The 10,476-nt window shown below is 39.0% G+C and carries 11 protein-coding genes; all 11 read left to right on the top strand.

What is annotated here, in order from left to right; translation table 11 throughout:
* The first annotated feature begins 97 nt into the window (after positions 1 to 97).
* Positions 98 to 1,150 carry a ubiquinol oxidase subunit II gene (cyoA, locus tag B4237_RS11715; protein ID WP_286943231.1) on the top strand — a complete coding sequence of 351 codons (1,053 nt, stop codon included), beginning with the start codon at positions 98 to 100 and terminating at the stop codon, positions 1,148 to 1,150.
* A 3-nt stretch (positions 1,151 to 1,153) separates the two neighbouring features.
* Complete coding sequence (gene cyoB, locus B4237_RS11710) at positions 1,154 to 3,145, top strand: cytochrome o ubiquinol oxidase subunit I (RefSeq protein ID WP_286943230.1); 1,992 nt, start codon at positions 1,154 to 1,156, stop codon at positions 3,143 to 3,145.
* A 4-nt stretch (positions 3,146 to 3,149) separates the two neighbouring features.
* The gene (gene cyoC, locus B4237_RS11705) at positions 3,150 to 3,770 is read left to right on the top strand and encodes a cytochrome o ubiquinol oxidase subunit III (RefSeq protein ID WP_286943228.1); all 621 of its coding nucleotides are present in this window, start codon (positions 3,150 to 3,152) and stop codon (positions 3,768 to 3,770) included.
* Complete coding sequence (locus B4237_RS11700; protein ID WP_004878644.1) at positions 3,770 to 4,099, top strand: cytochrome o ubiquinol oxidase subunit IV; 330 nt, start codon at positions 3,770 to 3,772, stop codon at positions 4,097 to 4,099. The genes cyoC and B4237_RS11700 overlap by 1 nt, the downstream gene beginning before the upstream one ends.
* A 10-nt stretch (positions 4,100 to 4,109) precedes the next feature.
* Positions 4,110 to 4,988 (top strand): heme o synthase, encoded by an 879-nt coding sequence (gene cyoE, locus B4237_RS11695; protein WP_004878642.1) that lies wholly within the window; start codon positions 4,110 to 4,112, stop codon positions 4,986 to 4,988.
* Between the two features lie 86 nt (positions 4,989 to 5,074).
* A complete protein-coding gene (locus B4237_RS11690; RefSeq protein ID WP_278596423.1) occupies positions 5,075 to 7,186 on the top strand; it encodes a hypothetical protein in 2,112 nt (703 codons plus the stop codon).
* 45 nt (positions 7,187 to 7,231) lie between these two features.
* Positions 7,232 to 7,930, top strand: coding sequence for a DUF3142 domain-containing protein (locus B4237_RS11685; protein WP_278596440.1), 699 nt, complete (start codon positions 7,232 to 7,234; stop codon positions 7,928 to 7,930).
* Positions 7,931 to 8,059: 129 nt separating this feature from the next.
* Entirely contained in the window at positions 8,060 to 8,443 is a 384-nt protein-coding gene (gene rpsF / locus B4237_RS11680; protein ID WP_004878637.1) for a 30S ribosomal protein S6, read from the top strand.
* An 11-nt stretch (positions 8,444 to 8,454) separates the two neighbouring features.
* On the top strand, positions 8,455 to 8,682 hold the full coding sequence (gene rpsR, locus B4237_RS11675; protein ID WP_000090661.1) for a 30S ribosomal protein S18: 228 nt from the start codon (positions 8,455 to 8,457) through the stop codon (positions 8,680 to 8,682).
* Positions 8,683 to 8,691: 9 nt separating this feature from the next.
* Positions 8,692 to 9,138 carry a 50S ribosomal protein L9 gene (rplI, locus tag B4237_RS11670; RefSeq protein ID WP_004878635.1) on the top strand — a complete coding sequence of 149 codons (447 nt, stop codon included), beginning with the start codon at positions 8,692 to 8,694 and terminating at the stop codon, positions 9,136 to 9,138.
* A 170-nt stretch (positions 9,139 to 9,308) separates the two neighbouring features.
* Positions 9,309 to 10,476, top strand: a 1,168-nt coding sequence (locus B4237_RS11665) for a replicative DNA helicase (RefSeq protein WP_286943222.1), incomplete at its 3' end; no start/stop codon positions are given.

Genomic DNA, 10,476 nt, shown 5'->3' with positions numbered 1-10,476 from the left:
CTAAGCATTTCACAAAAAATTCTTATCAATCATGCGACACTTTAATCGCTATCCCATAATTTAATTAGGGAATGGGACTCTTCACCGAGGTTGTAAAATGAGACAAACGATTTTAGCTGTATTGTCTTTATCAACGATGGCTGCGCTCTTGACTGGGTGCGGCGGTGATATGGTACTTCTAAACAATAAAGGTCCAGTTGGTCAAGGTCAAAGTAACCTGATGATGACTGCGATTTATTTAATGCTATTGGTGGTAATTCCATCAATCGTAATGGCATTATGGTTTGGTTGGAAATATCGCGCATCGAATAAAGATGCAGACTATAAACCTACTTGGGCACACTCTACGACAATTGAGATCGTTGTTTGGGGTGTTCCTGTCATTATTATTGGTATTTTAGCTTGGTTAACTTGGTGGGGTTCCCACAAGTACGACCCTTACCGTCCGTTAGAATCAGATAAAGCACCATTAACTATTCAAGCTGTCGCTGAACAGTTTAAATGGATTTTTATCTATCCTGAGCAAAATATTGCAACGGTAAACGAAGTACGCTTCCCAGAACAAACACCAGTAAGCTTTAAGATCACTTCTAACTTTACAATGAACTCGTTCTTCATTCCACAGTTAGGCGGTCAGATCTACGCGATGGCGGGTATGCAAACTCACCTTCACCTATTAGCTGATGAACCAGGTGTATTCCGTGGTTTCTCTGCAAACTATTCAGGTTACGGTTTCTCTCAAATGCGCTTTAAAGCTCATAGTGTGACTGAACCAGAATTTGCACAATGGGTTGAAGCAGTTAAAGCTGGTAATGGCACAAGTATCAATCCTGAAGCAATTCAGAAAGGAACACTTGACCAAGCTGAATTAGCGACACTTAAAGACGGTGATCGTTCTAAACGCCAGATTGAGATTTTAGTAAATCGTGCTAAAGCTGCTGGTGATGAAGAAGCTCTTGCTAAAGCCGAAGCTATGAAACCGTTCCCGAACAAGCCACACCCAGTGACTTATTACTCTTCAGTTGAACCAAAATTGTTTGAAACAATTATCAACCACTATATGAGTAATTATCACGGTGCTGATCACTCTGCTGGACATGCAATGGCAGAAACTCATGCTGCAGCTGAACATGCTGCTCAAGGGGAATAAGACATGGATATGATTTTTGGCAAACTAGGTTGGGACTCTATCCCAACAGAGCCGATTGTACTCGTTACCATGGTCATGATGGCTCTTGGTGGAATTGCAGTGCTAGGCGGTATCACCTATTTTAAAAAATGGGGATATTTGTGGAATGAGTGGTTTACATCTGTAGACCATAAAAAGATCGGTATCATGTATATCATCGTTTCTGTTGTCATGCTTTTGCGTGGTTTCGCAGATGCGATCATGATGCGTCTACAACTTTTCCTCGCGAAAGGCGGCGGCGAAGGTTATCTACATCCTGACCACTACGACCAGATCTTCACCGCACACGGTGTCATCATGATCTTCTTCGTGGCTATGGGTCTCGTTGTCGGTATGATGAACATTTCTGTTCCATTACAGATTGGTGCTCGTGACGTAGCATTCCCATTATTAAACTCTTTAAGCTTCTGGTTATTCGCAGGCGCTGCTGGTTTAATGATGGTTTCACTTGTATTAGGTGAATTCGCTGCAACAGGTTGGATGGCTTACCCTCCTCTTTCAGGTATCCAATATTCACCAGGTGTAGGTGTTGACTACTACATTTGGGCACTGCAAGTTTCAGGTTTAGGTACGCTTTTATCTGGTGTTAACTTCTTTGTTACCATCATTAAAATGCGCGCACCTGGCATGAAATTAATGGACATGCCTATTTTCACATGGACTTCACTGTGTACGGCTGTATTAATCATTGCATCATTCCCTGTATTAACAGGTACGCTTGCAATGCTTACTTTAGACCGTTACTTCGGTTTCCATTTCTTCACTAATGAGCTTGGCGGTAGCCCAATGCTTTACGTGAACTTGATCTGGACATGGGGTCACCCTGAAGTATATATCTTGGTATTACCAGCATTTGGTTTATACTCAGAAATCGTTGCAACCTTCTCTCGTAAAGCGTTGTTCGGTTACAAGTCTATGGTGTATGCAACTATCGCGATTACTGTACTTGCGTTCGTTGTATGGCTTCACCACTTCTTCACCATGGGTGCTGGTGCGAACGTTAACGCGTTCTTCGGTATCATGACCATGGTTATTGCGATTCCTACAGGTGTGAAAATCTTCTCTTGGTTATTCACGATGTATAAAGGTCGCATCACCTTTACTACTCCAATGTTATGGACGCTTGGCTTCCTAGTAACATTCGGTATTGGTGGTTTAACTGGTGTACTTATGGCTGTTCCGCCTGCGGACTTCCTTGTACACAACTCACTCTTCTTGATCGCTCACTTCCATAACGTAATTATCGGTGGTGTGGTGTTTGGTATGTTTGCCGGCATCATCTTCTACTGGCCGAAAATGTTTGGTTGGAAGCTCAACGAAGCATGGGGTAAAGCTGCGTTCTGGTTCTGGTTCTTCGGTTTCTATTTTGCATTCATGCCACTTTATATCCTTGGTTTCATGGGTATGACTCGTCGTTTGAATACATATGACAACCCAGAATGGGATCCATACTTAGCGATCGCATTATTTGGTGCCGTTCTTGTTGCTATTGGTATTGCATGTTTCTTAATGCAAATCATCGTTGGTTTCTTACAACGTAAGGACAACATGGACCATACTGGCGATCCATGGGATAGCCGTACCCTTGAATGGGCGACTTCGTCTCCTGCTCCATTCTATAACTTTGCGCATGTACCAGATGCTAGCGGTGTTGACCGTTTCTGGACTGACAAAGAAAATGGTGTAGCATACGCGCGTAACACTAAATATGAAGATATCCACATGCCGACTGATCGTGCTGCGGGCTTCGTCATTGCAATGTTCATTACTGTTCTTGGTTTTGCATTAATTTGGCATATTTGGTGGCTTGTCGTTGTTTCATTCGTTTCTGCTGTAATTAGCTTGATCGTAAGCTCATTCACTAAGAATGTTGATTACTACGTTCCTGCTGCTGAAGTTGAGCGCATTGAGAATGAACGCTACGCGTTACTTGAAAAACACTTGAAGAAGGACTAAGGAAATGGCTGAAGTACTTCATCACGACAACCACGGCCATGATGGTCATCATGAACATGATGATACTGACTTAACGGTCTTTGGTTTCTGGACATACTTGATGAGTGACTTGATTCTTTTCGGATCACTCTTCATCGCATTTGCTGTATTAAGCAGTCATATTCCACCGGGCACACCAAGTCCAAAAGAATTATTTGGCGAGTCATTAGGTTTTGTACTTACTGAAACTTTTGCCTTATTGATTTCTTCGGTTACTTTTGGTTTTGCTGTACTGGCATCTTATAAAAAGAATGTAAATCAGGTGATCACCTGGTTATTCATTACATTCCTTTTCGGTGCATCGTTCATCGGGATGGAAATCTACGAATTCCGTCACCTTGTACATGAAGGCCATGGTCCAACTCACAGTGCATTCTTATCATCGTTCTTTACTTTGGTTGGTACACACGGTATCCACGTAACTTCTGGTTTAGTGTGGATGCTGGTATTGATGTATCAAATCAAAAAGAATGGTTTGACATTACCGAATACACGTCGTCTGGCTTGCTTAAGCTTGTTCTGGCACTTCCTTGACATCGTTTGGATCTGTGTATTCAGCGTCGTTTACTTACTGGGAGTTGTCTAATGAGTAGTCATGACCATAATGCTGCAGGTGCATCACACGGTAACTTCAAGCAATACACTGTTGGATTTATCCTATCTGTTATCCTCACCATCATCCCATTCGGGATGGTGATGGCTGGCGGTTTCAGTCGTGGCATTTTAGTTACAGTAATTGCAATCACTGCTGTTGCTCAGGTTCTTGTACAACTTGTGTACTTCTTACACATGAATACATCGTCTGAACAACGTTGGAATCTTATTGCATTTATCTACACAATCTTATGTATCGCTGTACTTTTAGTCGGCTCTGTGTGGATTATGAATTACTTACACTACAACATGATGATCTAAACTGATTGTCATGTGGAAAAAGTATTTATTCCTGACTAAACCAGGAATTCTCTTCGGTAATTTTATTACCACCTTGGGCGGCTTCTTCTTAGCCGCCCAAGGCTCTATAGACTGCCTCTTATTATTACTTACACTGATTGGAACAACTTTTGTAGTTGCCTCTGGTTGTGTCGTAAATAATGTAATTGATCAAGATATCGATCAAAAAATGCAACGCACCATGAACCGTGCACTTGTTAAAAAAACCATTTCCCCTACTGTTGCGATGTTTTATGCATTGGTCTTAGGTGTGATTGGATTTAGCATTCTTTGGTTCTATGTGAATGCTTATGCTTTTTTATTCGCTGTGATTGGTTTTGTCGTCTATGTCGGTTTTTATAGTTTGTGGACAAAACGTACTACAATCCATCAAACCGTTATTGGTAGTATTTCTGGAGCGAGTCCTCCTGTTATTGGTTATACGGCTGTAACGCATCAGTTCGATATGGCGGCCTTGTTGATTTTTGTTGCATATGCTTTATGGCAAATGCCACATTCTTGGGCGATCGCGATTTATCGTTTTGATGACTACAAAAATGCAGGTGTACCAATTTTACCCGTAGCACGTTCTATTCTTAGAACAAAAATTGAATCACTAATTTATGTGGTTTTATTTACACTTGCTATGAATGCACTATATTTTTATGGATATACCAATATTATTTTCTTGGTGATCTGTAACTTATTATGCGCATATTGGTTCTATATTGGTGTTTTAGGATTTAAAGCTGAAAATGATCAGCTTTGGGCAAAGCGCTTTTTCTTATTTTCAGTAATTTTAATTACTGTGATCAGTTTGAGTTTTAGCTTTACTTTCAAAAGTCCTGCACCTATGTTCCCTCTTTTCTAAAAAAGATAGAGGATATCTCTATCTTTTTATTCTCTGCTTCTATTGTTATCATTTGGCTGAATAATTAATTAATATTTATCACCATAATGAATCTACATAAAAATCTAATCTCAAAAGCTATCATTTATTCGTGCTTTTCATTCATTGCTTATCATAGCCATATTGCATATGCAGGTGCGGATATCACTTGTGAACCTGATTTCGCTATGAATAGCAATGAATATCAATCTTGCAGCAATTTACCCATTCTCTACCCAGCCAATGATAACCAAACCAATATGCTGTTATTGCTCAGCGATTCAGGCTTAGCAACGATTGCTCCATTATCTGCAGATCCAAATTTATGGGATGCTTTTTATGGCTCAGTTCCATTTGAAGCCTCTTCTCTCCCCTATGTAGTCAGTAATAAAATTCCAAATCAAAGAAAACAACTCGATAGCGACAATACGTTTTTTGATGAACGCTGCGCAACATTAAATTCAGGTAAACAAATTTTTATTTCCCAAGTAAAAAAACAAAAATTAATTCCTGAAAATGAAAAACAAATTCTGATTCAAGCGAGAGAAAAAGTAGATCAATGTGGTGACAAAATTGAGCTAATTGCGGTAGACCCAAATTGGTCTGTAACCACTAGGCAATATGCATCCTATCTCAATGCCAGCATTTTATTTTATAAAGCAAATTATGTAGCAGCTACTAAAATATATACCGTTCTTACAACTGTTGAAGATGCTTGGCTAAAAGAAACTTCGCAATATATGCTCATTCGTACATCGCTTAATGCCGCTTATGCAACTGGCATGAATCAATACGGCGACGTTAATTTAGACAAAATTAACGCCCCTCTCATAAAAGCCTTTTTAGATCACATTAGCACCTATTTAAAGACCTATCCAAATGGGCAATATGTCGCGAGTGCTCGTGGTTTTATGCGTCGTGGTTTTTGGCTTGCTGGACGACAAGATTTACTGATTAATGAAATTGTATGGCAAATCCAAAATCCAAAATCAAAGTTTTACAATCTAACGGTCAATCAACTCCCTGCTGAAGTTAACCGCCGTATTTTTGAAAGTAGGAATTTCGATCCCAAACAGCTCAAAGATCCATTCTTTTTGGCAACGTATGATCTCATGTATATGAGGAAATCATCCTCTGATCAATATCGTCCAATTTCATGGACACAATTGAATGCTCAAAAGCCTTACTTCAAAGATCTGCAGGAATTGTTTCAATATTTACAGGCGATGCATCTATTCTTTATTCAAAATAAAGCCAAAGAAGCGCTTAGTTATCTTCCACAAGAAAGTTATACCGCTAAAAACTATTTGCAACTCAGTCAGATTTTTTTGAGAGGTCAAATTTTAGAAAAAACTGGGCAAAAGAATACTGCTGAGGCGTACTGGGGACAATTACTTGCACATGCAAAAGATAACTATCAAAAATCGCTGTTTGAAACCGCTCTCTCAAATCATCTGAATGCAAAACAAGACTATTCTGCATTTATTGGTAAAACTGCAAAAATTAGCCAAGCAAACCTTCAAAGAAACTTTATTACTCTAGTTGCTGACGCAAAAAGCTTACAAGCGATTATCCAGTCAGATAAAAGTACGATTGATCAAAAACAAGCAGCAACTTTTACCCTATTAAGTAAAAGTTTAATCCACCAAGACTATGCATTATTCAAACAAACTTATGCTTACATGCCAAAAAATGCAGATCAATACCAAGGTTATAACAGCTCAAACGAACAATTAAAAAACAAGCCTGAATTTGCACAATTTATATGGAATGGAACAACAATTACGCCTCAACTCAAATGTAATCGTCTTGAAACGCTAATTACACAACTCATTTCCTCACCCAAAGATCCATTATTAAATGTATGTTTAGGTGAATATATTCGGAGTGAACAAGGATATTCATTACAGCAACTTACTTACGCCGAAAAGCAACATTCAAGTTTTTCTGGACAGATTTTTGCTCGTGGGCAAGTGTATAAAGACATTATCAAGTCTTCATCAAAAGGTGACTTGCAAGCTTATGCCCTTTATCGTGCTGTACAGTGTTATGCGCCAAGCGGAATAAATGATTGTAATGATGATGAAGTGAGTTCAATAACACGAAAAAATTGGTTTGATCGGATTAAAAAAGAGTATCCAAATACGTCGTGGGCAAAATCACTGAAGTATTATTGGTAAATCAATATGTTGAAGTTAATAAAGCTTGTTGCGTGCTTCTTTCTCATGTTTAGCATAAATGCATGCCAACCCACACAGTCAGCGACTTCAACAATTGATGCAAATAATTTTGACAGTTTCTGGATTTGGGGTGACATTAAAACCGCCCCTTATCTAATCAATGCAAAAGAGCTCTATATCTTACAAGGCGAGATTCGCTACGTTAAACAAAAGCAAAGTTCTGTGCTTATTCCACAAGGTATTTCTGTTTTAAAACTCCCCCATCAAAAAATCTGGTTAGTGTTTAGGACTCATCATTTAAATTGGACTGAACAGGACTACCAAAATATTTTTAATCGTCTCGCTCAGTGGAAAAATCAAGGAAACAATGTCATTGGTATTCAAATTGATTTTGATAGTAAAACCAAGAACCTTAGGGATTACGCCTTTTTTCTACAAAAACTGAGACATAAACTTCCACAAAACTATCAATTGAGTATTACTGGCTTGCTTGATTGGACTAATTTTAAAGATCAAACGACCTTAGCTATTTTTAGACAAAATATTAATGAGTTAATTATTCAAACCTATCAAGGCACAACCACGATTCCGAATTATTCACAATACTTAAAGCGAATTTCGACCTTAAAGCTGCCCTATAAAATTGGTTTTGTACAAGGTGGTCGCTATCAAAAAGATGTGAAATACACCAACGATCCCAATTTTAAAGGCTATGTGATCTTTTTGCTTCGATCAAAAACATGAATTAACTTGCGATTTTAGTGAAAGGTGTCTAAAATCGCAGCTTCGCAATTTGCGACATAACTTTTTAGTTATGACTCCTTGCTTCTAATTTTTATATTTAGGGGCTGCTTAAACCGTAAGGAGCTGACAATGCGTCACTACGAAATCGTACTATTGGTACATCCAGACCAAAGCGATCAAGTTGTAGGTATGGTTGAACGCTATATCTCTCAGATCAAAGAAGCTGAAGGTCAAATTCACCGTTTAGAAGATTGGGGCCGTCGCCAATTGGCTTACCCAATTAACAAAATTCACAAAGCGCACTACATTCTTATGAATGTTGAATGTGGTCAAACGACTCTTGATGAATTAGAAGAATTATTCCGTTATAACGACGCAATCATTCGTAACATCATCATCCGTCGTGAAAACGCAATTACTGAAGAATCTTTACTTGCTAAGAGTGCTGAAGAAAAACGTGCGCGTAAAGCTCAACGTGAAGAAGCACAACAAGCAGTTCAAGAAGCTGAATAAGGAGAACATCAATGGCACGTTTTTACCGTCGTCGCAAGTTCTGCCGCTTTACAGCTGAGAATGTTGCGTACATCGACTACAAAGATATCGACACTTTGAAACAGTACATCACTGAAAATGGCAAGATTGTTCCTAGCCGTATTACAGGTACTAAAGCTCGTTATCAACGTCAATTAGCGTTAGCAATTAAACAAGCTCGCTATTTGTCTTTGATTCCTTACACTGACAATCATAAGTGAGGTTGAGCCGTGGATATTATCTTATTACAACGCATTAAGAACCTTGGTAAATTAGGCGACAAAGTATCAGTTAAAGCTGGTTACGGTCGTAACTTCTTGATCCCTCAAGGTAAAGCTGTAGCTGCAACTGAAGCAAACACTGCTGCATTTGAAGCTCGTCGTGCTGAACTTGAAAAACAAGAAGCTGAAGTATTAGCTGCTGCGAATGCACGTGCTGAACAGTTGAACGAAGTTAACATCGTGATCACTGCTAAAGCTGGTGACGAAGGTAAACTCTTCGGTTCTATCGGTACTCGTGACATCGCTGATGCTTTAACTAATGCTGGTCTTGTTGTTGACCGTGCAGAAGTTCGTTTACCAAACGGTGCGCTTCGCCACACTGGTGAATTCAACATCGCAATCCAATTGCATCATGATGTTGTTGCTGAAGTTCTCGTTACTATCGTATCTGAGTAATTTCTGCAAAGAAAAGAGCATGTTTTACATGCTCTTTTTTTATGCCTAAAATTTAGGCTGTACTTTTTCACCAATTAAACAATTTTATTCCAATTAAACCCTCCGGTTTGAATCCATTTGGATTAAGATAGTCATTCATTTACGGTTTCATTTTTTTATTAGGTCTAGTTATGTCACAGGCAAATGCCAATTTTGCAAAAAATACTCCCAACACAGAGAGTAAAGTGAATGACTCAGGTCAACTCAAAGAATTCAGGACTCCCCCCCATAACCTTGCAATTGAACAAGCAGTTTTAGCAGCACTAATGACTGTTGCAGAATCATTTGAGCAAGTGGGTGATTTACTCAAAGAAAATGATTTTTACGCGACGCGCCACAAATATATTTATCGCGCAATTGAAAAGCTTGCTCAAGAAAACTCACCTTATGATGCTGTACTCGTTAACGACTGGTTGCTCAAGCAAAACCTATTAGATGCAATTGGTGGTGAAGAATATTTAATGCAACTCATGGCAGACTCCCCTTCAAGTTTTTATAACTTGGAAACCTATGCCAATAAAATTAAAGAATTCTCCACCCTACGCAGCATGATTAAAGTCAGTAGTGATATTTTACAAAATGCTTATGATACGAAAGGTCGACCTGTCAGTGAAATTTTAGATTTAGCTGAAACCAATATTTTTTCGTTAGCAGAACAGCACAATAACAATAAAAAGGATGCTGGCCCTAAATCAATTAGCTCAGTTACTGCTGATGTCATTAGCAAACTGGATGAACTATCCAAAATGGATGGCAATATCACAGGTCTTTCTACAGGTTTCCTTGAACTTGATAATAAAACCTATGGTATGCAAGCAGGTGACTTGATTATTGTTGCTGCACGACCTTCTATGGGTAAAACAACCTTTGCAATGAACTTAGTTGAAAGTGTTTTATTCAACTGTAATTTACCCGCGTTGGTTTATTCAATGGAAATGCCAGCCGACTCCATTGCGATGCGTTTAATTTCTTCTTATGGCAAAGTTCACCAAGGACATTTACGTTCAGGGAAACTTGATGGTGATGAGTGGTCAAAAGTTACAGGTACGATTCTTCAACTTCAAGAAAAGCATTTGTATATTGATGATTCCTCAGCACTACCACCAACAGAAGTACGTTCTCGTGCACGTCGTATTGCAAAAATGCATGACGGTAAAATTGGCTGCATCATGGTCGATTATTTACAGTTGATGAAAGTTCCAGGTATGGGCGACAACCGTGTCGGCGAGATTTCTGAAATTTCACGAAGCCTTAAAGCTTTGGCCAAAGAAATGAATTGTCCCGTGATTGCACTTTCAC

This window comes from Acinetobacter sp. UBA6526 (assembly GCF_002434875.1).
Lineage (GTDB): Bacteria > Pseudomonadota > Gammaproteobacteria > Pseudomonadales > Moraxellaceae > Acinetobacter > Acinetobacter venetianus.
The sequence above is the reverse complement of the archived record's forward strand: the minus strand, read 5'-3'. Positions and strand labels throughout refer to the sequence as shown.

What these genes read in the sequence shown, in the direction of transcription:
- B4237_RS11700 (WP_004878644.1), top strand. Translation starts at nt 3,770, where the DNA reads ATGAGTAGTCATGACCATAATGCTGCAGGTGCATCACACGGTAACTTC.
- cyoE (WP_004878642.1), top strand. Translation starts at nt 4,110, where the DNA reads ATGTGGAAAAAGTATTTATTCCTGACTAAACCAGGAATTCTCTTCGGT.
- rpsR (WP_000090661.1), top strand. Translation starts at nt 8,455, where the DNA reads ATGGCACGTTTTTACCGTCGTCGCAAGTTCTGCCGCTTTACAGCTGAG.
- B4237_RS11685 (WP_278596440.1), top strand. Translation starts at nt 7,232, where the DNA reads ATGTTTAGCATAAATGCATGCCAACCCACACAGTCAGCGACTTCAACA.
- B4237_RS11690 (WP_278596423.1), top strand. Translation starts at nt 5,075, where the DNA reads ATGAATCTACATAAAAATCTAATCTCAAAAGCTATCATTTATTCGTGC.
- cyoA (WP_286943231.1), top strand. Translation starts at nt 98, where the DNA reads ATGAGACAAACGATTTTAGCTGTATTGTCTTTATCAACGATGGCTGCG.
- rpsF (WP_004878637.1), top strand. Translation starts at nt 8,060, where the DNA reads ATGCGTCACTACGAAATCGTACTATTGGTACATCCAGACCAAAGCGAT.
- cyoB (WP_286943230.1), top strand. Translation starts at nt 1,154, where the DNA reads ATGGATATGATTTTTGGCAAACTAGGTTGGGACTCTATCCCAACAGAG.
- cyoC (WP_286943228.1), top strand. Translation starts at nt 3,150, where the DNA reads ATGGCTGAAGTACTTCATCACGACAACCACGGCCATGATGGTCATCAT.